At 61.5% G+C, this 24,918-nt stretch carries 24 protein-coding genes; 7 read left to right on the forward strand and 17 right to left on the reverse strand.

Annotated elements, in window-relative coordinates:
- The first annotated feature begins 68 nt into the window (after window positions 1–68).
- Window positions 69–1,376, forward strand: coding sequence for a type III glutamate--ammonia ligase (glnT, locus tag J2045_RS02365; RefSeq protein WP_307368932.1), 1,308 nt, complete (start codon window positions 69–71; stop codon window positions 1,374–1,376).
- A 144-nt stretch (window positions 1,377–1,520) separates the two neighbouring features.
- Window positions 1,521–2,402 (forward strand): formyltetrahydrofolate deformylase, encoded by an 882-nt coding sequence (purU, locus tag J2045_RS02370; RefSeq protein WP_307368934.1) that lies wholly within the window; start codon window positions 1,521–1,523, stop codon window positions 2,400–2,402.
- 122 nt (window positions 2,403–2,524) lie between these two features.
- Here purU and J2045_RS02375 read toward each other — a convergent pair whose 3' ends face one another.
- The 10 genes from J2045_RS02375 to J2045_RS02420 are packed head-to-tail and all read right to left on the reverse strand — an operon-like array spanning window position 2,525 to window position 11,535.
- Window positions 2,525–3,604, reverse strand: a complete 1,080-nt coding sequence (locus J2045_RS02375; protein ID WP_307368936.1) for an ABC transporter ATP-binding protein — start codon at window positions 3,602–3,604, stop codon at window positions 2,525–2,527.
- Window positions 3,601–4,401, reverse strand: coding sequence for an ABC transporter permease (locus J2045_RS02380; protein WP_307368938.1), 801 nt, complete (start codon window positions 4,399–4,401; stop codon window positions 3,601–3,603). Before J2045_RS02380 ends, J2045_RS02375 begins: the two co-directional genes overlap by 4 nt.
- A 12-nt stretch (window positions 4,402–4,413) precedes the next feature.
- A complete protein-coding gene (locus tag J2045_RS02385; RefSeq protein ID WP_307368941.1) occupies window positions 4,414–5,274 on the reverse strand; it encodes an ABC transporter permease in 861 nt (286 codons plus the stop codon).
- Window positions 5,275–5,326: 52 nt separating this feature from the next.
- Window positions 5,327–6,337, reverse strand: coding sequence for an ABC transporter substrate-binding protein (locus J2045_RS02390; protein WP_166598989.1), 1,011 nt, complete (start codon window positions 6,335–6,337; stop codon window positions 5,327–5,329).
- A gap of 35 nt (window positions 6,338–6,372) precedes the next feature.
- Window positions 6,373–6,702, reverse strand: a complete 330-nt coding sequence (locus tag J2045_RS02395; protein ID WP_307368950.1) for an NIPSNAP family protein — start codon at window positions 6,700–6,702, stop codon at window positions 6,373–6,375.
- A gap of 4 nt (window positions 6,703–6,706) precedes the next feature.
- Complete coding sequence (locus J2045_RS02400) at window positions 6,707–8,170, reverse strand: aldehyde dehydrogenase (RefSeq protein ID WP_307368951.1); 1,464 nt, start codon at window positions 8,168–8,170, stop codon at window positions 6,707–6,709.
- A gap of 9 nt (window positions 8,171–8,179) precedes the next feature.
- Entirely contained in the window at window positions 8,180–9,217 is a 1,038-nt protein-coding gene (locus tag J2045_RS02405) for an LLM class flavin-dependent oxidoreductase (protein WP_307368954.1), read from the reverse strand.
- A 3-nt stretch (window positions 9,218–9,220) separates the two neighbouring features.
- Window positions 9,221–10,144 carry a flavin reductase family protein gene (locus J2045_RS02410; protein WP_307368957.1) on the reverse strand — a complete coding sequence of 308 codons (924 nt, stop codon included), beginning with the start codon at window positions 10,142–10,144 and terminating at the stop codon, window positions 9,221–9,223.
- Window positions 10,134–10,946, reverse strand: coding sequence for an alpha/beta fold hydrolase (locus J2045_RS02415; RefSeq protein ID WP_307368960.1), 813 nt, complete (start codon window positions 10,944–10,946; stop codon window positions 10,134–10,136). The genes J2045_RS02410 and J2045_RS02415 overlap by 11 nt, the downstream gene beginning before the upstream one ends.
- Window positions 10,921–11,535, reverse strand: a complete 615-nt coding sequence (locus J2045_RS02420; RefSeq protein WP_370872958.1) for an amino acid synthesis family protein — start codon at window positions 11,533–11,535, stop codon at window positions 10,921–10,923. The genes J2045_RS02415 and J2045_RS02420 overlap by 26 nt, the downstream gene beginning before the upstream one ends.
- Window positions 11,536–11,620: 85 nt before the next feature.
- On the opposite strand from J2045_RS02420, the gene J2045_RS02425 reads away from it, so the two are divergent.
- The gene (locus J2045_RS02425) at window positions 11,621–12,304 is read left to right on the forward strand and encodes a GntR family transcriptional regulator (RefSeq protein ID WP_307368963.1); all 684 of its coding nucleotides are present in this window, start codon (window positions 11,621–11,623) and stop codon (window positions 12,302–12,304) included.
- 96 nt (window positions 12,305–12,400) lie between these two features.
- Here J2045_RS02425 and J2045_RS02430 read toward each other — a convergent pair whose 3' ends face one another.
- From J2045_RS02430 to J2045_RS02455, 6 genes are all read right to left on the reverse strand, one after another.
- Window positions 12,401–13,480: an ABC transporter ATP-binding protein gene (locus J2045_RS02430; RefSeq protein WP_307368966.1), complete on the reverse strand. Its 1,080-nt coding sequence runs from the start codon at window positions 13,478–13,480 to the stop codon at window positions 12,401–12,403.
- The gene (locus J2045_RS02435) at window positions 13,477–14,304 is read right to left on the reverse strand and encodes a carbohydrate ABC transporter permease (RefSeq protein ID WP_307368970.1); all 828 of its coding nucleotides are present in this window, start codon (window positions 14,302–14,304) and stop codon (window positions 13,477–13,479) included. The genes J2045_RS02430 and J2045_RS02435 overlap by 4 nt, the downstream gene beginning before the upstream one ends.
- Complete coding sequence (locus tag J2045_RS02440; protein ID WP_307368973.1) at window positions 14,301–15,203, reverse strand: carbohydrate ABC transporter permease; 903 nt, start codon at window positions 15,201–15,203, stop codon at window positions 14,301–14,303. Before J2045_RS02440 ends, J2045_RS02435 begins: the two co-directional genes overlap by 4 nt.
- Window positions 15,204–15,341: 138 nt before the next feature.
- Window positions 15,342–16,577 carry an ABC transporter substrate-binding protein gene (locus J2045_RS02445; protein WP_307368977.1) on the reverse strand — a complete coding sequence of 412 codons (1,236 nt, stop codon included), beginning with the start codon at window positions 16,575–16,577 and terminating at the stop codon, window positions 15,342–15,344.
- A 62-nt stretch (window positions 16,578–16,639) separates the two neighbouring features.
- Entirely contained in the window at window positions 16,640–17,542 is a 903-nt protein-coding gene (locus J2045_RS02450; protein WP_307368980.1) for a sugar phosphate isomerase/epimerase family protein, read from the reverse strand.
- Between the two features lie 4 nt (window positions 17,543–17,546).
- Complete coding sequence (locus J2045_RS02455) at window positions 17,547–18,590, reverse strand: Gfo/Idh/MocA family protein (protein WP_307368982.1); 1,044 nt, start codon at window positions 18,588–18,590, stop codon at window positions 17,547–17,549.
- A gap of 135 nt (window positions 18,591–18,725) precedes the next feature.
- On the opposite strand from J2045_RS02455, the gene J2045_RS02460 reads away from it, so the two are divergent.
- Together J2045_RS02460 and ppsA are read left to right on the forward strand one after the other, a co-directional pair.
- Window positions 18,726–19,742 (forward strand): LacI family DNA-binding transcriptional regulator, encoded by a 1,017-nt coding sequence (locus tag J2045_RS02460; RefSeq protein WP_307368985.1) that lies wholly within the window; start codon window positions 18,726–18,728, stop codon window positions 19,740–19,742.
- Between the two features lie 166 nt (window positions 19,743–19,908).
- On the forward strand, window positions 19,909–22,317 hold the full coding sequence (ppsA, locus tag J2045_RS02465) for a phosphoenolpyruvate synthase (RefSeq protein WP_307368988.1): 2,409 nt from the start codon (window positions 19,909–19,911) through the stop codon (window positions 22,315–22,317).
- Window positions 22,318–22,411: 94 nt separating this feature from the next.
- Here the strand turns inward: ppsA and J2045_RS02470 are convergent, their stop codons facing one another.
- Window positions 22,412–22,996: a TetR/AcrR family transcriptional regulator gene (locus tag J2045_RS02470; protein WP_307368991.1), complete on the reverse strand. Its 585-nt coding sequence runs from the start codon at window positions 22,994–22,996 to the stop codon at window positions 22,412–22,414.
- Window positions 22,997–23,144: 148 nt separating this feature from the next.
- Here J2045_RS02470 and J2045_RS02475 point away from each other — a divergent pair, with 148 nt between their 5' ends.
- The gene (locus J2045_RS02475) at window positions 23,145–23,816 is read left to right on the forward strand and encodes a DUF3313 domain-containing protein (RefSeq protein ID WP_307368995.1); all 672 of its coding nucleotides are present in this window, start codon (window positions 23,145–23,147) and stop codon (window positions 23,814–23,816) included.
- A complete protein-coding gene (locus J2045_RS02480) occupies window positions 23,813–24,916 on the forward strand; it encodes an efflux RND transporter periplasmic adaptor subunit (protein WP_307368998.1) in 1,104 nt (367 codons plus the stop codon). The genes J2045_RS02475 and J2045_RS02480 overlap by 4 nt, the downstream gene beginning before the upstream one ends.
- Window positions 24,917–24,918 lie beyond the last annotated feature (2 nt).

Consider the following 24,918-nt stretch of genomic DNA (forward strand, 5'->3'; position numbering starts at 1 on the left):
CGGCTCCCACGGATGCGGCCATTTTCAATTCCAACATGTGTCTCAATCCATAAAAACAGGGGAACGACGTGACACAGGATCTTGCAAGCTTCGCCGCCGAGCGCGGCATCAAATATTTCATGATCAGCTACACGGATCTGTTCGGTGCCCAGCGCGCCAAGCTGGTGCCGACCGAAGCGATCGCCGACATGCAGAAGGATGGTGCGGGTTTTGCGGGTTTTGCCACCTGGCTGGATCTGACGCCGGCCCATCCCGACCTCTTCGCCATTCCCGACGCCTCCTCCGTCATCCAACTGCCATGGAAGAAGGATGTCGCCTGGGTCGCTGCCGATTGCGTCATGGAAGACAAGCCGGTCGAACAGGCGCCACGCGTGGTCTTGAAGCGTCTGGTCACGGAAGCCGCCGAGATGGGCCTCCGGGTCAAGACCGGCGTCGAGCCGGAATTCTTCCTGATTTCCGCCGATGGCGAGAAGATTTCCGACGAATTCGATAATGCCGAAAAGCCCTGCTACGACCAGCAGGCGCTGATGCGCCGTTACGATGTGATTGCCGAAATCTGCGATTACATGCTGGAAATGGGGTGGAAACCCTACCAGAACGACCACGAAGATGCGAACGGCCAGTTCGAGATGAACTGGGAATATGACGACGCGCTGAAGACCGCCGACAAGCATTCCTTCTTCAAGTTCATGGTGAAATCCGTGGCCGAGAAGCACGGACTTCGCGCCACTTTCATGCCCAAGCCCTTCAAGGGCCTGACCGGCAATGGCTGCCACGCGCATATCTCGGTCTGGGATCTCGATGGCAAGGTCAACGCCTTTGCCGACAAGGCAATGCCGTTTGGTCTGTCAGCCAAGGGCAAGACCTTTCTCGGCGGCATCATGAAACATGCCTCGGCACTCGCCGCCGTGACCAATCCCACCGTCAATTCCTACAAGCGCATCAACGCCCCACGCACGATTTCCGGCGCTACCTGGGCGCCGAACACGGTGACCTGGACCGGCAACAACCGCACCCATATGGTGCGCGTGCCCGGCCCTGGCCGTTTCGAGCTGCGCCTGCCGGATGGCGCGGTCAATCCCTACCTGCTTCAAGCCATCATCATCGCGGCGGGCCTGAGCGGCCTGAAAAGCGATGCCGATCCGGGCCCGCACCACGATATCGACATGTATCGCGACGGGCACCTGATCAAGGACGCGCCGAAGCTGCCGCTCAACCTGCTGGATGCACTGCGCGCCTATGAGGACGATAAGGGCCTCCAGGCGGCACTCGGCACGGAGTTCTCCGCTGCTTATCTCAAGCTCAAGCATGGCGAGTGGAACACCTACTGCTCGCAATTCACCGCCTGGGAGCACCAGACGACGCTGGACGTCTGAATTCGCCGTGAAACGCGGACGTCATGCTCGGGCTCGTCCCGGGCATTTGCGTCCTTTCTCCGCCATCACCGTTGCAGATCCTCGCCCGTAGGGCGAGGATGATGACATCTGGCCGATTGCTGTCACCACCCGGAGCCTGAACCGATGAAATATGTGCTGACCGTTTCCTGCAAGTCGACCCGCGGCATCGTGGCCGCCATCACGGGCCTGCTCGCCGAGAAAGGTTGCTACCTCGTCGACTCCTCGCAATTCGACGACCTCGACACCGGCATGTTCTTCATGCGGCTCAGCTTCATTATTGAGGACGGAGCGACGATCGGGGAGATCACCGCAGGGCTGGAACCTGTGAAGAAGACATTCGGAATGACCGCCGAGTTCCATGACGGCGATGCCAAGATGAAGGTGCTGCTGATGGTCTCGCGCTTCGGCCACTGCCTCAACGACCTGCTCTACCGCTGGAAGATCGGTGCCCTGCCGATCGAGATCGTCGGCGTCATCTCCAACCACTTCGACTACCAGAAGGTCGTCGTGAACCACGACATCCCCTTCCACCACATCCCGGTGACCAAGGCCAACAAGCCGGAAGCCGAAGCCCGCATCATGGACATCGTCGAGCAGACCGGCACCGAGCTCATCGTGCTGGCCCGCTACATGCAGATCCTGTCCGACCAGATGTGCCAGAAGATGTCCGGCAAGATCATCAACATCCACCACTCCTTCCTGCCGTCCTTCAAGGGCGCCAACCCCTACAAGCAGGCCTTCGAGCGCGGCGTGAAGCTGATCGGGGCAACGGCGCACTACGTCACCGCCGATCTCGATGAAGGCCCGATCATCGAGCAGGACGTCGCCCGCATCACCCATGCCCAGTCGGCGGACGACTATGTTTCGATCGGCCGCGACGTCGAAAGCCAGGTGCTGGCGCGTGCCATCCACGCCCATATCCACCACCGCACCTTCATCAACGGCAACAGAACCGTCGTCTTCCCGGCAAGCCCCGGCTCCTATGCCTCCGAGCGGATGGGGTGAGCTTTGGCCAGGTGTCGCACCCGGCCGCCCCTCAGTCAGGCAGGACTATGAAGAAAGAATGGGGCGGCCATGGCCGCCCCATTCTTGTCTTCGCTGATTGGCCGCATTCCGTTCGGTCCGACTTACGTTTCAAAGACATGCGCACCGGCCGGATCGAACAGGATGTCGACAGCCGCCATCGGTCCGAGATCGTGCAGCAAAGGGTGTCCGAACGGCAGGCGCACTGACACAGAACCGCCTTCCGAGAGATCAACCAGGATGTCGGTGTTGTTGCCGAGGAACGTCATGTCCCGAATGGTCCCGTTCAGATGCCGTCCATCACCGCTGCCCTTGCGCAATTCGATGCGTTCGGGCCGCAGAAGCAACGCCCCCCGGCTTCCCTTCGAAGCACCATGCAGCGGCACGCCCGCCACTTCCACGCCGCCCTGCAGACGAAGCCTTGCCGAGCTCCCCTGCACCTCAACGACGTCGGCATCGACGAAATTCGAGTCGCCGATGAAGCCCGCAACGAACCGCGTCGCGGGTTCTGCATAGAGCGTCTGTCCTGAACCGATCTGGTCGATGCGGCCATGGCTGAACACCGCGATCCGGTCGGAGAGGCGGAGTGCCTCCTCCTGGTCATGTGTCACGTAAAGAATGGTCACACCGGTTTCCCGATGAATGCGGCGGATCTCGAACTGGATCTCTTCGCGCAGCTTCTTGTCGAGCGCCGAGAGCGGCTCGTCCATCAGCAGCACCGGTGGATCGTAGATCAGCGCCCGCGCGAGTGCCACGCGCTGCTGCTGCCCACCCGACATCAGGGCCGGCTTGCGGTCCTCGAATCCTTCCAGCCGCACCAGGCGCAGGGCCTCCTTCACCTTGCGCTCAACCTCGGCCTTCGGCATGCGGCGGATGCGCAAGGGAAAGGCGACGTTCTCGCCCACCGTCAGATGCGGAAACAGCGTATAGCGCTGGAACACCATACCAATATTGCGTTTGTGAGATGGCGTATCCAGAAGGCTTGCGCCATCGACCCGGATGTCTCCGGCAGTCGGATGTTCGAAGCCCGCCAGCATGTAGAGCGTCGTTGACTTGCCAGACCCCGAGGGTCCGAGAAAGGTCATGAACTCGCCCTTCTTGATATCGAGCGTGACATCCTTGACCGCAGTGATCGGACCATAATCCTTGCGGATATCGCGGATCTCGATGAAAGCTGACGTCATGTTTTTCGTCCCTTGCGGAGCACGGCCGCGATAATCATCAAAAGGAGCGTGAAGAGGATCAGAAGCGTGGAGGCGGCAGCGATAACCGGCGTCAGATCCTGGCGCAGCGTCGTCCAGATTTTCACCGGCAAAGTCTGAAGTGTCGGGCTGGCCATGAAGATCGCCAGCACCACCTCGTCCCAGGAGGCGAGAAAGGAGAAGACTGCCGCCCCGAAGATTCCGTGGCTGATCGCCGGAACCGTAACTCTCAGCCGCGCCTCCCAGGGGCTTGCACCACACAGGATCGCCGCGTCCTCAATAGACTTGTCGAAACCCTCGAGCGCACTGCCGATCGAGATGATCGAAAACGGCAGGGCAACGAGGAGATGGGCGATGATGAATCCAGGCAGGGTGCCGGCCAGCCCGATCTTCAGGAAAAAGGCGTAGAGCGCCACTGCAAGCACCACGACCGGAAGGATCATCGGCGTGAGGAACAGCGCTCGCATCAGCTCCTTGCCCACAAAGCTGCCCCGGTTGAGGCTGAAGGCGGCGAGAAACCCGATGACAACGGAGAGCACTGTAACGATCGCCGCGATCTGCAGGCTGGTAAGCGCCGATTGCAGCCATCGGGGATCCGAGAACAGCTCGATATACCAACGCATCGTCCAGGACGGCGGCGGGAAAATGAGCCATTGCGAGGAGCCGAAAGAGAGCGCGGCAATGAAGAAGATCGGCAGCACGAGGAAAAGACACACGAGTGTGGTCACGCCGATGAGCAACCACTTCCAGGCACCGAGCTTGTCATAGTCGAGCAGCATGGTGGCGCCTCCTCAGCCGATCCGGCGGGCGCCGAAGAGGCGCAGTTGCAGAGCATAGAGAAGGAGGGTGACGACCAGCAGCACGAAGGCAGCGGCACCTCCCATGCCCCAGTTGACCAGGGACTGGACGAATTGCGCGATCGTTTCGGCCAGCATCATGTTCGCCGTCCCGCCGAGCAGCGCGGGGGTGACATAGTAGCCAAGCGCCATGACGAAGACCATCAGGCCACCCGCCGCGACACCCGGGAGGGACAGGGGAAGCAGGATGTGCACGAAACACTGGAAACTGTTTGCGCCGCACAGGGCACCGGCCCTGAGGATGGCAGGATCGATCGACCTGAGCACCCCGACCAGCGGCAAGATAACGAAGGGCAGCATGATGTAGGTCATGCCGATCGTGACGCCGACAAGGTTGTTGACCAATGGCAGCGGCTGCTCGATCAGTCCAAGTCCCATCAGCGTCTTGTTGATCACGCCCGTTCGCTGCAGAAGGACCATCCAGGCATAGGTGCGCGCAAGCAGATTGGTCCACATCGACAGGATGATGATGGCGAAGACCAGTTGCGACCAATGCCGCGGAAGAACGGCAAGCGCCCAGGCGACCGGATAGCCGATGACCACCGAAAGCGCCGTCACCACCCCGGCCACCAGGAAGGTATTGGCGAAGATGCGCAGATAGGTGCCGCTGCCGATCAGTTCGGCGTAGTTCTGCATCCCGAATTCAGGCTCGGTCACGCTGCGCAACAGAAGGCCGAGCACCGGCGTGACGAAGAAGAGGATGATCAGGACGAGCGCCGGCATCGCATAGGCGAATGCCCCACTGCGTGGCTTCGCGCGCAGCCTGCCTTTGTCCGGTATCGCGAGATTGGCCATGCTGTACCCCGATGGTGGTGAGCCGGCCGGTGGAAACCGGCCGGCTTGGCGGTTACTTCGCCTGCCAGTCGTACCAGCGCTTGCCGATCTCATCGCGATTGTCGGCCCAATAGTTCATGTCGGCATTGACCTGGCTCTCGGCCTGCATGTCGGGCAGCGTCTTGCGGACGGCCTCGTCCATCAGAAGGTTGGCATCGAGATTGGTCGGTGCATAGCCCGTCGCCATGGCGAACAGCGATTGCTGCATGTCGGCCGTCGCGTGGGCGATAAACTTCATCGCGGCATCCTTGTTCTTCGTGCCCTTCGGCACGACGAGCGAATCTGCAGCGGTGATGTTTTGGTCCCAGGACGTTTCGACAGTGACCCCGGTGGCCGCGAGCGCGGTCAGGCGCCCGTTCCAGAACGAGCCGAAGGGCGCTTCGCCGGAAGCCAGCAACTGCTGAGAAGCAGCCCCGCCGTCCCACCAGATGATATCGGCCTTGATGGTGTCGAGCTTCTTGAAGGCGCGGTCGAGATCGAGCGGGTAGAGCTTGTCTGCGGCAACACCGTCGGCCAGCAGAGCCGCCTCGATCACGCCGGGCGCCGACCACTTGTAGAAGGCACGCTTGCCGGGGAACTTGGCGGTGTCGAACAGGTCGGCCCAGGTCTTCGGGCAGGTGCCGGCAGCATCCTTGTTGCAGCCAATGACGAAGGAATAATAGAAGCTGCCGACCGAAAAGTCGGTGACGAAGCGCGGGTCGAGCTTGGACTTGTCGATGATCGAGAAATCGAGCGGTTCGAGCAGACCAGCCTTGCCGGCCTGGACCGCATAGTCACCCTCGACATCGACCACGTCCCAGGTAACGCTGCCGGCCTCGACCATGGCCTTGATCTTGCCGTAGTCGGTCGGACCATCCTGGACCACAGTGGTGCCGGTATTGCTCGTGAAGCTGTCGGCCCAGTGTTCCTTCTGCGCATCCTGGGTCGTGCCGCCCCAGCTCGAAAAGACGATCTGATCGGCGAGCGCAGTTCCCGCAAAGCCGACCAGGGTGGTGAAGACAGTCGCTACCAGTAGTTTTTTCATGTTCCCGTTCTCCGTTATTGTTCTCTTTTTATGTGTCATGCAGGCAGGCTTGCACCGAGCGGCGAAAACGCCGCCGGCTTCATGATCTTGTTGTCGGCGAGCTCGATGAGGTCGCGGATTTTGGGCAGGAAGGCGCGCCAGGCCGGGTCGGCCATCAGCGCGGCTCGCCGCTCCTGCCGTTCGTCCAGGCTGGCAAAGGCCCAGATGTGGACGATTTCGTTGATCGGGCCGATTTCGGAGTAGAAGTAACCGACCAGTCGTCCGAGATGCTGCTTCTGGATCGTGATGCCTTCCTCCTCGACCACCTTGAGATAGTCGGGAATGGCGCCGTTCTTCAGTCGATAGGTGCGGATCTCGTAATACATGGCGTCACCGCATCACGAACGGATCGGGGATCGGATCGTCTGAGGTTCGGACCCAGACGGTCTTTGTCCGCGTGTAGTCGAGCGCGGCAGCCAGTCCGCCCTCACGCCCATGACCGGACTGTCCAAAGCCACCAAAGGGCGCAATCGGCGAAACAGCACGATAGGTGTTGACCCACACGACACCCGCACGGATGCGTCGGACCATGCGGTGGGCACGGGCGAGGTTCTGCGTGAAGACGCCGGCGGCCAGTCCGTAGCGCGTGTCATTGGCAAGCTGCACGGCCTCGGCTTCCGTTTCAAAGGAAAGAACCGAAAGCACCGGGCCAAACAATTCCGTTTCGACCGATGGCGATGTCACACCGTCACAATCGAGGATCGTCGGCGCATAGTAGTAACCCACATCCTTCGGCCTGCCGCCGCCGGTCACTAGCAGGGCACCGGCATCCAGGGATGAGTGGACCGTCTTTTCGATCAGCTCCCGCTGGCGCGCAGTACAAAGCGGCCCGACTTCGGTTGCCATCTCGAGCGGCGAACCAATGCGAATGGCCTCTGCTTTGCTCTTCAGAATGGCAAGGAAGCGCTCCTTGACTGAGGCCTCGACGATCAGGCGCGACCCCGCCACGCAGGATTGTCCGGTCGCGGCAAAGATGCCTGCGACCTGGGCGTTGGCGGCACTGTCCAGATCGGCGTCGGCAAAGACGATAAAGGGCGATTTGCCGCCGAGTTCGAGCGATGTGCTGGCGAGGTTCTCCGCCGAATTGCGCACGACGGCAGCAGCCGTTCCGGGGCCACCGGTGAAGGCGATATGGGCGATCTTCGGATGGCGGGTGAGCGCCGAACCGCAGGACGGGCCGAAACCCGTGAGAATGTTGACGACGCCAGCCGGGAAGCCGGCTTCATGCACCAGCCGGGCAAACTCCAGCAGCGGTGCCGGCCCCTCTTCCGAGGCCTTGACCACCAGGGTACAGCCGGCCGCGAGCGCCGGGCCGAGCTTGACGGCCGAGAGAAACAGCTGGCTGTTCCAGGGAACGATCGCGGCTACCACACCGACCGGTTCGCGGCGCAGCCACACATCCATGTCGGCCTTGTCGATCGAGAGATAGGCACCCTCAATCTTGTCGGCCAGCCCTGCATAGTAGCGATAGTAGTCGGCGACATAGGCGATCTGCGCGGAGGTCTCGCGGATGATCTTTCCCGTATCACGGGTTTCGAGTTCGGCGAGCTTCGGAGCATTCGTCGCGACGAGATCCGCGAGCTTGTAGAGCAGCTTGCCCCGCTGTGTCGCCGTCATCGCGGCCCAGGGCCCGTCCAGCAGGGCGCTTTCGGCGGCCTCGACCGCACGTTCGACATCCGCCTCGCGCGCCTCCGGCATGTCCGCCCAGGGCTTGGCCGTTGCCGGATCGAGGCTTTCAAACCGCCCGCTTCCGTCCTCGAATACACCGTTGATATACTGCTGGAAGCGCTGCATCAGACCCCCTCAGCCGAAAGCCGGCATGACATCGGCGATGAAGCGTTCGAGCGAGGCCTTCTTCCGCTCGAAGGACATGCCCGTGTCGATCCACATGGAATATTCGTCATAGCCCAGCGCCTCATAGGCCTTCAGACGGGCAACCACCTCATCCGCCGTGCCGATCGGCAGGTTCTTGCGCATCACGTCCGGTGAGAGCGCTGCATTGCCGGACATTTCCTCTTCGGTGAGCCGCTCGATCAGCCCCTGGCGGATCGGCTTCTCGTTCTTGAACCAGGCGGAAAAGTAATTGTAGTAGACGCTGACTTCCTTGGTCGCCTGCTCGACGTCGACCGCATCCGAGCCGACATAGGTGTGCAGGAGCAGCATGATCTTCGGCCGAGGCTGGTCCGGTGCCTTTTCGCAGGCCGTGTTGAATCGGCCCATCAGGGCCTCGATTTCCGGATCGCCATTCCAGAGCGGCGTCACCTGGACATTGCAGCCATTGGCAACGGCAAATTCGTGGCTGTTGGGATCGCGTGCAGCAACCCAGATCGGGGGATGTGGCTCCTGCACCGGCTTCGGTGCCGAGGTCGTCGACGGAAACTGCCAGAACTCGCCCTGATGCGCATAGTCGCCGCCCCAGATTCCCTTCACCGCCGGGATGAGTTCCCGCATGCGCTGGCCAGCGCCCCAGGCATCAAGGCCCGGCAGCAGGCGCTCGTATTCGAAGCCATAGGCCCCGCGCGCAATACCGATATCCAAGCGGCCATCGGAGATGATGTCCGTCATCGCCGCTTCACCGGCCAGCTTGATCGGATGCCAGAAAGGCGCGATCACCGTTCCTGTGCCGAGCCGCACATTCTTCGTGCGGCGGGCAAGGTCCGCGAGGTTGATGAAGGGGTTCGGGGCGATGGTGAAATCCATCGCGTGGTGCTCGCCGGTCCAGATCGCATGCATGCCGCCGCGATCGGCGATCTCGCAGAGCTGGATGAACTCTTCATAGAGTTGCGTATGCGTCTGACTGGCATCCAGCCGTTCCATGTGGACGAAGAGCGAGAACTTCATGGCCTAACCTCTGCCGACCTGGGCATGCACCCGGCCCTTTTCCTGATTGCCGACATAGACCCCGAAATTGCCGAGGCTCGATTCCTGAGCGTATCGCTTCAGGATGCCCCGTGTCGCGGGATCTGCGACGCGGTCGAGAGGCAGAGCGTCGATCGGGAACAGCGGCAACGCGCTTGTTTCCCCCTCGCCGAGCGCCGCCCGGTAGACCACATGCTGGCGCTTCTCGCCGGTGTCTTCGTAGATCGAGTAGACAAGCCCCGGCTCCACAGGAAGACCGCTCAGCGTCGACAGATAGGCAAAGAACGAACCGACACCGTCACCGGCTGCGAGGTCGCTCGAAGGAAGCCGAAGCCCACCCTTCCCGTCCTCGACAAGAAGAACGGATCCATCGCGCTCGGCGACCGCACCAATCTGCTGCGGCATGTCCGGCGCTCCGACAAGAGCCCTGTCGGACTGGGCCGGTGAAAAATAACCGCCACGCGCGTAACCAAGGCCGGCCTTGCCGCTGTCCTCGAACCCCTCGACCCGACCGATCAGGATCACATGATCACCGGCATCGACGACTTCATGCATGGAACAGTCGAACCAGGCGGAGACATCCGCGAATACCGGCGACCCATGGGGCCCGACGCGCCATTCGACAGCTGCAAAGCGATCCTCGACCGGGCGGGCGAAGGTATTGGACACCTCCTTCTGCGCCTCGGAGAGAATGTTGACGGCAAAACCGGCGGTGCGTGTCATTGTCTCGAAATTGCGCGAGGTCTTGGCCAGACAAACGAGCAGCAGCGGCGGATCAAGCGAGACGCTGGTGAAGGAATTGGCCGTGAAGCCGATTGGCTCACCGGCGGGATTGTGGGTGGTCACGACGGTGACACCGGTCAGGAAGGCCCCGAAGGCATTGCGCAGGGCACGGGGATCATGCGTCATGTCGAGCCTCCTCGCAGGTCCGCGCCATCCATTCAGACAGCGCCGCATTGACCGCATCAGGTGCGGTCAGGTTCACCATGTGCCGGTGTCCGGCGATGACTACCGCACGGCCGTCGGCGGCTGCCGCAGCCATTGCACACGCCATCTCCGGCGTCGAATTCAGATCACCTTCTCCGGTCAGAAACAGGGCGGGGCACCGCACCTGCGGCCAGCAATCGGCATAGACCGTGTCACCGGTGGCAAAGGCGCCATAGGCCGTGGCATAACCCTGCTGGTCCACCTCGGCCAGCAATTGGCGGGACAAGGCATAGGCCGCCTCATGCTCGCCTCCATCGCCGAACCAGCGGCGGAGCGGCGCTTCACGGTCGAAGGCACCCGTCATGATCTCCGCAGCGCGCTCCGTGACCGCCTCTCGTGCCGCCTCGTCGCGCCTGTGGACTCCGTTCAGCAACGCCACCCGGCTGATCCGCTGCGAGGCCTCGGCGGCGAGCCCGCCGGCAATCAAGGCCCCCATCGAATGGCCCGCGACGCTGACAGGACCCTGCCCAAGCTCCTCGATGAAGGTGACGAACCTTGCGACGAATGCGCCAAGTCCGGCACCCGCCGGAAGTGGCAGGCTCTCTCCGTGCCCAGGCAAGTCAGCGGCGATGACCTCGAAACGATCGGACAGCGCTTGCATCTGCGGCGTCCAGGCCTCGAGCTTCATCCCCACGCCATGGATCAGTACAAGCGGCTCGCCGCGACCGATCGCGGCATAGGCCGTGCCCGATGCCGTCCTAGACCGCGGCGGGATTGTGAACATCGTTTCCGAGCTCCTGGAGATCCTGGTAACGATCACCGATGCGATGATGCGGACGTCCACCGATCGAGGCGCCGAGCGCCACGACGATCTCGTCGGCTGCCGGCGCGTCGGGGATTGCGCACTGGATGGTCAGGTAATGCGACCGGCGCCCCTCGTCATTCTTGTCCATCAGCGGGATCATCACCGGCGCATTTGCGCCTCCCCGCGTATTGCAGAAGGCAAGATAGGATTTGGCGCCCACAGCCTGGCGATAGTGGTTGCCGAAGCGCAGCGTATGAATGAGGGCGGATGCGTGTTCGATTTCTCCGTCAAGCCCGACAACCGCTGCCTTGCCATAGGCTTCGACAGCTTCACCTGAACCGGTCACGTCCAGGATCATGCGGGTGAGCAGCGCGCCGAGCACCGGTGCAGCCGCATGGATCTCGGGCTTGAGATCTTCCACAAAGCCTCGGCCGGCCCAGGGGTTTTTGACCACCGCCATGGCCGCAATGAGCTTCAGCGGCGTCGGCGCAGCCTTGCCCCCTTCGATCAGGGTCGTCTCGACATGCAGGAGGGTTTTGCGAATGACCGGAACCAAGGTCGTCTCCATCGTTACTGTATGCCACATGTTGGTATACCATAAGACAACGTGTCAAGAGCTTGCCGCCAACAAAAAACGACGGTAAGGAAGGACCATGCTGAAAAGAGAATCCGATTTGGCCGATCTCAGGATCGAAACGCCGCCCGCAACCCTTCGGGAGATCGCACTCGATCGCCTGCGCCGCGCCATCATTGCGGGTCTGTTCGAACCCGGACAGCGGCTCGTCGAGCGCACGCTGTGTGATCAGCTGGGCGTGTCGCGCTCCGTCATCCGCGAAGTGATCCGGCACCTTGAATCCGAAGGTCTCGTGGAGAACATTGCCAAGCAGGGGCCGATCGTCGCGACCATCGCCTGGGACGACGCCAGACAGATCTACGAGATTCGCTCGGCTCTGGAATCGACGGCGGCTGCCGATTGCGCCCGCCACGCCGACGCGGCGGTCAAGGCGAAGCTAGGCGCAGTCCTGGCCGAACTCGACCGCACATCGAAGAACCACTCTCCACCGGCGATCCTCGACGCCACCCACGAATTCTACAAGATCATGTTCGAGGCGAGCGGCCACACCATTGCCTGGGAAATCGTCAACCGCCTGAACGGCCGGATCTCCCGCCTGCGCGTCATGACACTGTCGACCAGCAACCGCACAGTTTCCGGGCCGGCCCGCATGCGCGAGATCTATGAGGCCATCGAGCGCAACGACCCCGAACGGGCGGCGGCAGCTTGCCGCGCCCATGTCGAGGAAGCCGCGACAATCGCGGAGCGGATCCTGAAATCCTGACCTCTCCTGTATCCGGCGGGCGCAACTCGCCGGAGTAGCGCGAGAACGACCGGCAGCTTGCAGATATCTGTGACCATAGCTGTTCACAGGAGCCTGTCAGGCGAAGGCTTCAACCCGCCTTTCGCTGTCTCGATCAAAGAGATGCAGATGCGCCGGATCGAAGCTGAGCGACATTGTTTCGCCGGCCCGCAGGGTCTGCCGATCCGCCACGACGACATTGATCTCGGGTGTGCTGGCCGAGGTGATATAGGTCATCGACCCGGTGCTCTCGACGACGCCGACCGGCAGCCGGATTTGCGCGTGAGCCTCGGGAACCAGCCGCAGATGCTCAGGTCGCAACCCGACCACCAGTTGGAGGTTGGAAGGTGCGGGACGTTCGAGCCGGATGGATTGAGGACTGCCGAGGTCAAGCAGCAGGGATCGACCATCGGCCCCGACCGTCGCCGGGATGAAGTTCATCGCCGGCGAGCCGATGAAGCCGGCGACGAACTTGTTGACCGGCCGGTCATAGAGTTCCAGCGGCGCGCCCTGCTGCTCGATCACGCCTTGGCGCATGACGACAACATGGTCCGCCATGGTCATCGCCTCGATCTGGTCATGGGTGACATAGACGGAGGTGGCACCCAGCCGGTCATGCAGCGAGCGGATCTCCTTGCGCATATGGACGCGAAGGGCGGCATCAAGGTTGGACAGCGGCTCGTCGAACAGGAAGGCCTTGGGATGCCGGATGATCGCCCGGCTCATCGCCACGCGCTGGCGCTGGCCACCGGAGAGTTCGCGCGGATAGCGGTGCAGCAGGTTGGACAAGCCCGTCGTCGCCGCAACGTCTTCCGCCGCCTTCTTCGCCTCTGCCTTCTTCACCCCGCGAATGCGCAGCGAATAGGTGAGATTCTCCTCCACCGTCATATGCGGATAAAGCGCATAGGACTGGAAGACCATGGCCAGGTCGCGTTTGCGCGGCGGGACGCCGTTCATCCGCTCGCCGGCAATCAACAGGTCACCGGTCGAAATGCTTTCGAGACCGGCCAGCGACCGCAAAAGCGTGGACTTGCCGCAGCCGGATGGACCGACGAGCGCGACGAAGGAGCCCTTGCGGATCTTCAGGTCGATATCGCGCAGCGCATGATAGGCGCCGTAGTATTTGTTGACGCCCGATAGTTCGATCTGATGGGTCATTTGAGAGCTCCAGACGTGAGCCCGGAGACGATCCGGCGCTGCAGAAGAACGAAGGCCGCCAGGATCGGCGTCACATAAATCGAGGCAAACGCCATGATGTAGTTCCACTCATTGGTATTCGGCCCCATGAAGGAATTGAGGCCGACGCTTGCCGGCTGGAATTCTGCATCCTGGATGATCGACTTCGAATAGACGAATTCGCCAAAGGCCTGCATGAAGATCAGAATGGCCGCCACCAGAATGCCGTTGCGGGCAAGCGGCAGGACGATGTGAAAGAAGGCGCCGACCCGCGAATTGCCGTCGACAAGTGCGGCCTCCTCAAGCTCGATCGGCACGCTCATGAAGGTGGCGCGCACCAGCACCACGAAGAAGGGCATGCTCTTCGCGGCAATCGCGATGATGACGGCGAGCCGCGGATATTCCAGCATCCCGATTTGCGAGAAGCCGACGAAGATCGGCGTGATCATCAGCGAGGCCGGCAGAACCTGCAACATCAGGATGAGGAATAGCCCGACATCGATCCATCCGTTGCGGTAGCGGGCCAGCACATAGGCGCAGCCCGTACCGAGAAGCGTGATCAGCGCCACGGCGCCAAAGGCGATGATGAGCGAGTTCCACATGTAGCGGGCGAGGTTCCGGCTCTCCCAGACATACACGTAAGCGCCCCATTGCGGATCGCTCGGCCAGAAACTGGGCGGCGTCGCAAACATCGCCGAACCGGTCTTCAGCGTCGTGATGTACATCCAGTAGAGCGGGAAGAGATAGATCGCGGCCAGCAGGATCGCGATCGCCAGCATCAGGCGGTTGTGCCAGGTCTCACTCATCCGCGCACCTCCTGCCGGGTCGAGCGGACATAGACGATCGAGGCCAGCATGACGAAGACGATCATGATGACCGAGATCGTCGCACCACGGGCGAAATCATATTGCCGGAAGGATTGGTCCCAGGCCCAGTACTGCGCGACGTTGGAGGAGTTGTTCGGCCCACCGGAGGTAATGGCGGCGAAGAGATCGAATTGCTGCAGTGTGAAGATCAGACCAAGCGAGATGATCGCGCCGATCGTCGAGCGCATCATCGGCAGCGTGATCGTCCAGAAGCGCTGCCAGACATTGGCACCGTCGAGTTCGGCCGCCTCGTAGAGATCTTTCGGAATTCCGGAGAGACCGACCGAGAGCAGGATCATGTTGAAGGATGTGCCAAGCCAGATATTGGCGATGATGACGGCCCAGAGCGAATAGTTGGGGTCCGAGCGCCAGAAGATATTCTCCGAGATCAGGCCCGCCTCACGCAGGAAGAAGTTGAGCACCCCGAAGTCACCCGACAGGATCCAGTTCCAGATCGCCCCGACGACGAGACCGGGCATGACCCAGGAGACGAGAAAGAGCCCACGCAGCCAGGAGGCGCCGGGGAAGTTCGTCCAGAAGAACAGCGCGAGGGAAAACCCGATCAGGAACTGCCCGGCAATCGAGGCGCCGACGAAGATGGCTGTGTTGGTGAGAATCGGCCAGGTCTCGCGCTGCGCAAACAGCGAGACGTAGTTCTTGAAGCCGACAAAGGGGCGAAAGAAGGTGCCCAGAGAGAACATGTCGACTTCCTGGAAGCTCATCAGCACATTGTAAAGCAGCGGCAGGCCGGACAGGACGAAGAGGAAGGCGAGCGGCAGTCCGACGAGGCCGATGTCGAAACCACGGCCATCAGTCAGGCTGGACAGGATCTTGCGCATGGGGGTCTCCGCATCGCGATGGAAATCTCCGGTCGGGCCGCCCCCGCGACGAGGGGAACGAGGACGGCCCTCCGGGAGGTTGACGAGGTACGATGATCCTCCCACGTGGGGCATGGGCGGAGTATCGGTACCAATATGTCACCCCGTGACGGCAGCGATGGTTTCAGCCGCCTGATCAAGCGCATCCTTCGGCGTCATCTGACCGGTGAGAGCGGCCTGGATGGCGTCCTGGATCGCCTTGGAGATCTTCGGCCATTCCGGATGCGGTCCGCGCGCCTTGGCGTATTGCAGCTGCTCCTGGAAGACCTTCAGCGCGGCATCCTTCTTCTCGTTGCCGGTGGCCGGCAGCGTGATGTCGGAGCGGGCCGGAAGCTGGCCATACTTCTCGAACATCTTGTCGTCCTGCGAGGCGAAGTATTCGAGCGCCTTGAAGGCCTCTTCAGGATGTTTGCTATTGGCAAAGATCGCCCAGTTGAAGTCACCCATGGCGGACGAGCGCTCGGCACCGGCTTCCGGCACCGGCAGAAGCGTCACGCGCCAGTCGAATTTTGCTTCGTCCGACATGCGGTTCAACTCCCAGGGCCCGGAGATCGCCATGGCGGCATTGCCGGAGTTGAACGTGCCGGTGGAATCCCACTGGCCGCGCGTCAGACTGTCGGGGGAGGCGAGCTTCTCGTCCATGATCGACTTCCAGGCTTCGAGCGCCTTCACCGCACCATCGGCATTGATCTTCTCGTAGCCGCCGCCGCCCATCTGCGCCCAGGGAAGGAACTGGAAGGTCCCCTCTTCACTGCCCTTCGCCGAGAAGGCCAGGCCATAGACGTTCTTTGCGGGATCGGTCAGCTTGCGCGCCGCATCGATGAGTTCCGCCCAGGTCTGCGGCGGCTTGTCGGGATCGAGGCCCTTCTCCTTGAACATGTCGGCATTGTAGTAGAGCGCGATCGTGTTGGTCGCCTTCGGCACGCCGAACAGCTTGCCGTCCCAGGTGACGGAATTCAGTGGGCCGGGGAAGTAATTGGCCGGCTTGATCACCTCCGACTTGGCGATCCGGTCGGTCAGATCGAGGAAGGCGCCGCGCGAGGCAAAGAGCGCATGCTCGGGATTGTCGACGGCGATGATGTCGGGCGCCTGGCCGGTCGAATAGGCGCGCATCGCTTCGCTCACGACATCATCGAACTGCACCAGGCGATATTCGACCTTGATGCCAGGCTCCTTCTCGTCGAATTCGCGGGCCAGATTCCAGGCCGGCTGCTCCGGCTTGTCGAGGCTCCATATGGTGATGGTGACCTCTTCCTGTGCATGGGCTGCCACTGCGAGCCCGGACACGGAGGCTAGCGCCAGCGCGCCGGCCATCAGGCAATTCTTGATAGACATGCTCTCCTCCTTAGGGTTTGACCTTGTCGTTACGCCGACTTCCTCCAAGCCGGCAGGCAGTCTCATTGCGGATCGGTGACGAACTCCCCGCCCCGGCAATTCTTCAGATAGTTGAGGCCATGCATCTGGCCGGTCATTTCCAGCGCGTCGCGATAGACCGGGTCGTGCCAGCCCTCGATGTCGATCGAGCCGGACCAGCCGGCGAGCCGAAGCTCCGAGATCACGTCCGTCCAGTTGGTATCGCCGAAGCCCGGCGTGCGCATGAAGACGAAGGGGTGCTTGCCGAAGACCCCGTGTTCGCGGATCACGTCCCAGCGGATCGTCGCGTCCTTGCCATGCACATGGAAGAACTTGTGTGCCCATTTGCGGATCTGCGGGATCGGATCGATCAGATAGACCATCTGGTGGCAGGGCTCCCATTCGAGCCCGATGTGATCGTCTGGCGTCTCGTTGAAGATTAGCTCCCAGGCATCCGGATTGTGGGCAATGTTCCAGTCTCCGGTCTGCCAGTTGCCGTCCATGGCGCAGTTCTCAAACGCGATTTTCACGCCTTTGTCCGCTGCGCGCTTGGCGAGCTCACTCCAGATTTCGCGATAGCGCGGCAGGCTATCTGTCAGTGGACGGTTACGAATGCGCCCCGTAAAACCAGCGACACAGGTGGCGCCGAAATGATGCGCATTGTCGATGCAGTCCTTCCAGCCCTGAAGGGTCTCAAGGTCCATATCGTTGTCTTCCAGCGGATTGCCGAACATGCCAAGCGTCGAGATGGTAATGTCGCGATCGCCGATCGCCTCGACGCAGCGTTTGCCGAGATCGGCGAGATCCTGGCCATTCGTCGTCTGCCAGAAGAACGGCTCGAAGCTCTCGAAACCCATGTCGGCGATCTGGCCGATCCGCTCGGCCGCCTTGCCGCCGCTGGCGCTGACCATGGTTCCGATACGGATAGATTTTGCGGGATTGCTCACGGGCTTAATGTCCTTCGACTGAAATGCTGACAGGAAGTCCGGTCCGGGCGCTTTCGATCGCGCCGAACACCATGGACAGGCTCTTGATATTGTCGTCGCTGACAGTCTCCGGTCGTCGCCCGGACTTCACCGCATCAATGAATTCCGCAAGCACGCTTCGATGGCCGTGGGTCTCATCGAGGTCAGGAGCATCGGGAATGGAAAGCGCACGATGGCCACGCAGCAGTCCCGTTTCATCGCCGGCAACCGTCGCTTCGAAGCTCTCCTCACCATCCCAGGTGATCATGCCCTTCGAACCGACCAACCTCCAGGCGCTCTCCCAGCTCGTCCGCCGCCCTTCGGCACACCAGGAACCACGATAGCTGAAGACGGCATCGCCCGAGAGCCGGAAGATCGCATTGGCGGAGGCGCCATGGGCATACCAGGAGCCGGATGGATTGGTTTCGACGCAATAGACCGAAAGCGGCTCTTTGCCCGAGACGAAGCGGGCAGCGTCGAAGGTGTGGATCGCCATGTCGAGCAGCAGCACATTGTCCATCGCCTCGCGGAAGCCGCCGAAATGCGGGCCGATGAAGAAATCGCAATGGATGCCGGAAACCTCACCGATCAGCCCATCTTCCACCGCTCGGCGCAGGCGCCTGACGCCGGAGATGAAGCGACGGTTCTGGACCACGGCATGCACCCGCCCGGTTTCTGCCGCAAGCGCAAGCAGCGCATTGGCTTCATCCAAGGACGTGGCCAGCGGCTTTTCAGAAAGCACATGGCAGCCGAGCTTGAGCGCGGTGGAAACGACGGCGAAACGTGCCGACGGCACGACCACATCGAAGACCATGTCGGCCCGCGTGGCGTCGATGACAGAGACGAGGTCGGTATCAATCACCACGTGATCGAGGCCGAATTCGGCTGCCAGTGCTTCCGCAACGGCATGGTCGAGATCGACGAGCCCGACGATCTCGACATCGCGGCTCAAATCGGAAGCAGACTGAAGCGCTCGGAGCCAGCCTTTGGCCATAGCTCCGCACCCGCACAAAACGGCCCTTGAAGTCACTGATGTCCTCCCAAGAGATGGGCGAAACTCCTCTTCCGCGCATCCCGTAAACGTTTACGATACTATGAACGAGACTTTGCATGTGTCAATAGATTTTCGTAAACGGTTACGGAGCACTTTTCGGCGGAGGGATTGATGAAGGGTATCCGGCAACTGGCCGAACATCTCGACATATCGATCGGGACGGTATCCCGCGCCCTGAATGGCAAGCCCGATGTCAACGAGGAAACGCGGCGGCGTGTCCTGGAAGCGGCCGAGCAACTTGGCTATGTCGCGAACCAGGCGGGACGCTCGCTGCGCAAGGGCGCGACCGGCATCATCGGCTTCATGATGCAGACGGGCCACGACATCACCGGCCAGGGCGACACCTTCTTCATGCGCGTCTTCGACGGCATGCAGACGGTCCTTGCCCGCCACAAGCTCGATCTCGTCGCCCTGCTCTGCTCATCGGAGGAAGATCCCGACGACTATCTGAAACGCATCGTTGCGCGTGGCTTCGCCGACGGTATCATTCTCTCGGCGACCCGCTTCCAGGATCCTCGCTTCGAACTCCTGCACAAGACGAAGATCCCCTTCATCACGCTTGGCCGAAGCCAGACCGATGTCGGCCAGCCCTGGTATGATCTAGACTTCGAAGGCATGGCGGAAGAAGCGATCGAACGCCTGGTGGCGAAAGGCCATCGACGGATCGCGATCAGTCGCCCCCATGGCGACATCAACCTTGGCCATGTCTTCGAGAACCACAGCCGCGTGGTACTCGCCCGCCATGGCCTGGAACTCGATCCGGCCCATGTCTATCGCTCGGGCCCGAACGAACCGGGCGGCTATCACGTTGCCCAGCAGGTGATGAAATCACGCGACCGGCCATCCGCAATCATCCTCCTCAACGAGGCAACCGTCGTCGGCTTCTACCGTGGCCTGCAGGAGGCAGGCTTGAAGCCCGGCAAGGACATCGCCGTGATCGGCCAATACAGCCCACAGGCGCAGTTCCTCAATCCGGTGCTCACCTGCTTCCGGCCGGATCTGCGCTCGCTCGGCATAGCTCTGGCGGAAAGCCTGCTCGCGACCATGCCGGATTTCGCACATCACTATCCCGAAGCGACCAGGCGCAGGCTATGGCCGATGACGCTTATCGAGGGCGAAAGCGACTGAACAACAGAGGCGGCATTGACGACGCCAGACATCGCCATCGTATATCGCCATCGCATCGAAGCCCCAGGCCACCTTGACGTGGATCAAGGCTGCTAACGAGTACAACCGCTAGCCTCTCCTTGAAACACAAAGCGCGTTCTCCGAGCGCGCAACGGGGAGGTTCACAATGAACGAGAACAGCGCATTCGTCGTAGAATTCGATCAGCTTCGCCGGGCAGACGTGGCCAGGGTCGGAGGCAAGAACTCATCGCTTGGTGAAATGATCCAGCAGCTTGGCCAGCAGGGCGTGGATGTGCCGCCCGGCTTTGCAACGACCTCGCAAGCCTATTGGAACTTCATCGACGAGAACGGCATTCGGGAGACCATGAACCGGCTGATCGAGGACTGGCGTGCCGGCAAGGCCAGTCTTCCGCAAACGGGACAAGCGATCCGCCAGTTGTTCCTGCGCGCAGACTGGCCAGCATCCACGGCACGAGCAATCATCGAAGCCTACACGGCGCTGTCGAAGCGGGCAGGACGACCGGATGCAAGCGTGGCCGTCCGCTCCAGCGCCACCGCCGAGGACCTACCGGATGCGAGTTTTGCCGGCCAGCAGGAAACCTTCTTGAACATCAGTGGCGAGAAGGCGCTGCTGGATGCCTGCCGGCGTTGCTTCGCGTCGCTGTTCACCGATCGCGCCATCTCCTATCGCCAGACCAAGGGCTTCGACCACATGAAGGTCGCCCTCTCGATCGGTGTCCAGCAGATGGTGCGCTCCGACATCGGCGGTTCGGGCGTGATGTTCTCCATCGACACCGAGACAGGCTTCGACAAGGTCGTGCTGATCGATGCGGCCTGGGGACTGGGCGAGAACGTGGTCCAGGGCGCGGTCGATCCGGATGAGTACCAGGTCTTCAAACCGTTCCTCGATGATCCAGCCCTCTGCCCGATCATTTCCAAGAAGCGCGGGCACAAGAAGATCAAGATGATCTATGGAACGGGGGAACAGCCGACACGCAATGTTCCGACGTCGAAGGCGGAACAGGCGGCATTCGTGCTGTCCGACGCCGAGATCCTGACCCTTGCCCGCTGGGCCGCAACCATCGAACGCCACTATGGCTGCGCCATGGACATGGAATGGGCAAGGGACGGCGAAACCGGACGTCTCTACATCGTGCAGGCGCGCCCGGAGACGGTCCAGTCCAATCGCGAGACCGCCGCCTTCAGCAGCTATACGATCCGCAGCAAGGGAAAGACGCTGGTTACCGGTCTGTCGATCGGGGATGCCATTGTTTCCGGTCATGTCTGCATGATCGAAAGTGCCCGCGACATCGATCAGTTCATCGATGGTTCGATCCTTGTGACCTCGACCACGGACCCCGACTGGGTCCCGATCATGAAGCGAGCCGCGGCCATCGTCACCGATCACGGCGGCCGTACGTCTCACGCGGCGATTGTCAGCCGCGAACTCGGTCTGCCGGCGATCGTTGGGACCGGGAACGCAACGCATCTTCTGCACAGCGGGCAGGAAATCACCGTCTCCTGCGCCGAGGGCGATGAGGGGCTGGTCTATGAGGGAACGGCAAACTACGAGGTGCAAACCCTCAATATGGACGACATTAAGCCAACCCGGACCAAGGTGATGCTGAACCTCGCCAATCCGGGGGCTGCCTTCCGCTGGTGGAAATTGCCGGCCGATGGAGTGGGGCTGGCACGGATGGAATTCGTCATCAGCAACGCCATTCGCATTCATCCGATGGCACTTGTGCATTTCGACAGGCTGACGGATCCGGTGGCCAAGCAGGAGATCGCAAGCCTGACGTCCGGATATGACGACAAGTCGGCCTATTTTGTTGATCAGCTTGCAGAAGGGCTTGCCCGGATTGCCGCAGCGCTTCACCCGAAGCCGGTCATCGTTCGGATGAGTGACTTCAAGACCAACGAATATGCCGGCCTCCTGGGTGGTGCAGAATTCGAGCCGAACGAAGAGAACCCAATGATCGGCTTTCGCGGTGCCTCTCGCTACTATTCTCCTCGCTACAGGGAAGGCTTTGCGCTGGAATGCCGGGCGATCCGCAAGCTGAGAAACGAACTGGGTTTCCGCAACGTCGTGGTGATGATCCCGTTCTGCCGATCCGTGGGGGAAGCGGAAAAGGTTCTGCAGGTCATGGCCGAAAACGGCTTGCGGCGCGGCGAGGATGGCTTGCAGGTCTACGTGATGTGCGAGATCCCGTCCAACGTCATCCTGGCCAAGGAATTCGCCCGCTATTTCGACGGTTTTTCGATCGGGTCGAATGACCTGACGCAATTGACCCTCGGTGTCGACCGCGATTCCGGTGAGCTCGCCCATCTCTTCGACGAGCAGGATGAAGCGGTCAAATGGATGATCAGGACCGTCATTGCCGAAGCCGGCAAGGCCGGCGCAAAGATCGGTATATGCGGGCAGGCGCCCAGCGATCATCCCAGCTTTGCCCAGTTCCTGGTCGGCTGCGGCATCGACAGCATTTCGGTCACTCCGGACAGTTTCGTCGCGGTCAAGCAGAACGTCGCTGAAGCGGAGGCATCCCTCGATGAGGACGGGGCGGCGGAGGGATGACCAGAAGCCGGACAGTTTCGGTGGACACCGCCGTCGGCAGAAACCGCTAGAAGGGGTGGCGAGCCACGCATGACATCACCGAGCGCGCAGGCTATCACTCCGATCGCACATCGGCTGTGGATGCTTTCATGACGCCTATTGCCGCCATCAGGACATGCTGGACATGCTCCGGATCGGCCATCTGGAGCACGTCCAACTCGACCACGTCACGCATGATCGCCAGTCCCATCATCATCGAGAGGGTCAGGACAACCGGCACCCCGCCACCTGGGGGAGCGCGCTCAAGGAGCGGTCCGATGATCATGGCCTGGGCTACGCTCTTGATGACTCGCGAGGCTTCTGGGCTCGACAGCGATCGGATAATGATGTCGATGGGGCGCAACTCACCCGGCTCCCGGCTCTGCAGGATCTGGGTGGACAGCCGTTCGAGGGTATCCGGCCCCAGCTCTCGCAGCGCCTCCTCCGAGGCGATCGTGAAACGCAAACACTCCTCGAAGAGCTTTTCCTTGGAGCCGTAGCTCCTGTGAACCCAGGCGACGTCCACATCCGCGTCAGCTGCGATCTCGCGCAAGCTGGTCGTCTCATAGGACTGTATCGAAAACCGCCGGATGGCGTGACGCAGGATACGCTCCCGTGCCGGCTCCTTGCCATTCCGTTTCTTGCGCTCTTCGCCCTTCAAATCACGCCTCCTGGAAATCCTTGTCAGGCATAGCGCCAGCCCATTATCAACACACGTTGACAAATAAAGTCAACGTGTGTTGATAATAGCATTCCGGCACGCGAATGCCAAACCAACATAGCCTCAGGCCACGCGGAGATGAGACCAGATGCAACGCGACGTGTCACGATTTGGCCTGGGAGCCGCGATGCTGGCTCTTTCGCTCCTAGGAGGCTGCGCCACCACCACCCCGAAGCCGGAGAACCTCGCCTCATCGCCTCTCCTGCAACCCACTCACCTGAGCGACCAACCCTACAGCTATCGCAACCCGACAGTCGACTTTTCGGCCTATGACAGCGTGGTCGTTGCGCCAGTAAAGTTGGCATCACCACGCAGTCCTTCCGAGGCAGGCCTCGCACAGGATGAGATGGCGGAACTTGCGGGCATTCTGCGCCAGCAGTTCGCAGCCTCGTTGTCTTCGAGATTCCCTATTGTCAGCATCCCGGGACCGCGTAGTCTGCTCGTGGAATTGACGCTGATCGAGGCTGAGAAAAGCAAACCTGTTCTCTCCACCGTATCCCATGTCATGCCTGTGGGCATAGCGGTCAACGCAGGCGCGCAACTGGCAGGACGGCAAGGGACGTTCTCCGGCTCTGTTCTATATGCCGTCGAAGTGCGCGCGGCAGGGAACAGTCGAATACTCTATGCTGAGGTTGCACGCCGAAGCGCGGACGCCCTTGATCTGACGGCCAGCCTGGCTCCATTGGCGGCCGCTAAAGCTGGCATTCGAAATGGTGCAAGAGAATTTCCAGAAGACTTGATGGGGGCCAAATCAAGATGAAACGCAGAGATCATCATCTTCAGCACCGAGCGGTTTCAAGACCGTCCAGCCTGATCCTGTTGATTGCCGCACTCGCCTCGCTGACAGGCTGCGAAAGGCAAGCCGTCGAGGCTGAAAGCAAGCCGCAACCGGTGCTGGCCGTGGCCGCATCGGTCAGCAGCTATCAGCCCGTCGCCTCGATTACGGGGGAAGTCGAGGCGCGCATCCAGACCAATCTGGCCTTCCGCGTCAGCGGCAAGGTGGTCGAGCGACACGTTGATGTCGGCGCCCGGGTCAAGACGGGTGAACTCCTTATGCGCCTCGACGACAGCGAACAGCAATCGGACCTGAAGATCGCCGAGGCCTCCCTTCGGGCAGCGCAGGCAGACGTCAAGCAGAAGACCCTGGCCTATCAGCGCTATGAAACACTGCTGGAGGCCAGAGCCATCTCGCAACAGGTCTTCGATCAGGCCAGGGAGGGGCTCGCAACAAGCCAGGCGTCCCTGGAATCGGCACAGGCCAATCTCGAAACCGCGAAAGATGCCCTGTCCTACACGGCGCTTAAGGCCGACGCCGACGGGATCGTCACGGCGCGCAATGTGGAAGTCGGCTCTGTCGTTTCCGCAGCACAGCCCGCCTTGGCCATCGCCCGCGATGGCCCGAGGGACGTGGTGTTCGACGTGTATGAAGCCTTCTTTCTCAAGGGCGAGCCATCGCAAGAGGTCGAGGTCTCGCCCATCAGCGATCAAAACCGCAAGGCGACGGCAACAATCCGGGAGATTTCGCCCGTCATCGACCCACAGACCGGGACCATTCGCATCCGCCTGACGCTTCAGGACGACCAGTCATGGCCGCTCGGCACCCCGGTGGTCGGAGCCTTTCTCGGCCCCGCGCAGAAGGGCACTGTTCTGCCCTGGAGCGCCATGTCCTCACAGAACGGCAAGCCGGCGGTCTGGGTCATTGATCCGGCGACCCGCACGGCGTCACTGATGCCGGTCGATGTTTCGGTCTACCGGTCCGGGGATTTCATCGTGAGTGCCGGACTGAACGACGGGGCCCTCGTCGTAACCGAGGGTGTCAAGCTCGTTCGTCCGAATGAACTGCTCGACTGGGAGAGCTAAGA

This window comes from Peteryoungia aggregata LMG 23059 (assembly GCF_030814435.1).
GTDB lineage: Bacteria > Pseudomonadota > Alphaproteobacteria > Rhizobiales > Rhizobiaceae > Allorhizobium > Allorhizobium aggregatum.